The sequence below is a fragment of the Paenibacillus timonensis genome (genome assembly GCF_022427145.1).
GTDB lineage: Bacteria > Bacillota > Bacilli > Paenibacillales > Paenibacillaceae > Fontibacillus > Fontibacillus timonensis.
The window spans coordinates 1-1,681 of the sequence record NZ_JAKSXN010000130.1; the positions used below are offsets into that span (position 1 = coordinate 1).

Genomic DNA, 1,681 nt, shown 5'->3' on the forward strand with positions numbered 1-1,681 from the left:
GAGAGCCCTGCAAAAGCCTCGTTTTTAGGGTATTGGGGCTCGGAACTGGAAAATAAATTTGATAAGACGGAAAAAGCAGCTTCATCCTCACCCGAGGATGGGCTGCTTTTGCTCTTTTAACTTCACCATCCGTTTTACGTTTACCACAAACGCGGTGAGGTAGGCTTGTATTCGCATGCGGAAGAGACCCCGGTATCTGGCTGTATCCATACCGTGGAATCTCTTCATTTCCGCATTCTTGTGTTCAATGATCGGTCTGCGCTTGATTCGTTCCTTGAACGTATCACTGAATTCGAACTCGATCTGTTCCTTATAGTGTTCAGCGATGATTCGAATCGAGTAAGTCTTACTCTTGGCGCCCGGCTTGTAGCATCCTTCGCGCAGCGGACAGGTTTTACACTTCTCGACGTCAAAGTAATAGACAAGCGAACGACTCTCTCCGCTGGTCTTGCTGCCTTGAATCGCCTTGCGTTTGCTTCGCTCACCGGCCGGACAAACGACGAAATCGGCATCTTTGTTATATTCGAACCCTTCTTGACGCTCGCCCCCTTCGTGGACAATCGGGTTTAAGGGCACGACAGGCGATATGGTTTCCTTTTTCATTCTGGCCAGATTATCCTTGCCGGAATAGGCGGTATCCGCTATGATTTCGTTTACGGTTACGCCGTTAGCTGTGGTTTGTTCGAGCAATGCCGGTAATTGCTTGCCGTCGTCGGTGCTTCCTGGTGTTACCTCCAGCGCGGTAATGATCTCTTCTTCCGTCATGGCGATATGTTCTTTGTAGCCAAAAAACGATTTCGAACTACTCTTCCAGCCGAAACGTGCATCCGGGTCGATGGCGGAGAGAATCCCCTTGTGTGAGAGTAATCGCTCATCCTCGATGATTTGTTTGGCGATGCCCAGTTTCTCGCTCACCGCTCCTTCATGGTCCGGAAGCAGTTCCTCCACAGTCTCTCCCAGCTGTGCCAAGTAGCTCAGCATGGTTTTCTCCGCCTCCGCATCTTCGCTTTTAACAGAGGGCAGCTTAGGTAGTTTCTTCTCCAACTTGGGGTGGCGTTTGACTACGACGCGAAACAGACGCTTGGCCGCGTCACGCAGCACTTCGAATGGCTTTTGTTTTGGGCTGCCGGCCAGTGTATGCGTGGCATCCATGATGATAGTTTTGCTTTTGACCAAGCCTTGCTTGATACATTGACTGACCACATGCTTCAGTATGTCTTCGACCTGACTTGCTCCTAGCCGGTGATTACGGAACCGCGATAGCTGGGAGGCGTCTGGCAGCGGATCCTCCGGATTGATCCCGAGAAACCACTTGTAAGCTAGATTCACCTCAGCTTCCTGAATCATTCGCTCATCCGAGAGGTTGTACAGGAGCTGCAAAAACAGCAAACGAAACAGCAGTTCCGGCTCATTTGCCGGCCTGCCGTAATACTTGCAGTAGGAATTTTCCACTAATTCATATACAAATCCGAAATCCACCGCAGCATCGATCTTGCGAAGCAGATGGTCTTTCGGCACAAGCTGATATAGCTCCGCATGGAATGATGCGGTTAGTTGTCTGGCTGGCTGCAGCAAAACGGCTCAACTCGCTTCTTTTTTTCTTCCAGTATACAGCAAACCCAGTACCGAAGGGGTACTGGGTTGCTTTTTACAGAAACTGTATTCGTTTTGCAGGGCTCTC

1 protein-coding gene is annotated in these 1,681 nt (G+C 50.1%); it reads right to left on the reverse strand.

Annotation, left to right across the window (positions count from 1 at the left end; all coding sequences use genetic code 11):
* Nucleotides 1–87: 87 nt before the first annotated feature.
* The gene (locus MJ257_RS24485) at nt 88–1,575 is read right to left on the reverse strand and encodes an IS1182 family transposase (protein WP_270406497.1); all 1,488 of its coding nucleotides are present in this window, start codon (nt 1,573–1,575) and stop codon (nt 88–90) included.
* Between the last annotated feature and the right edge of the window lie 106 nt (nt 1,576–1,681).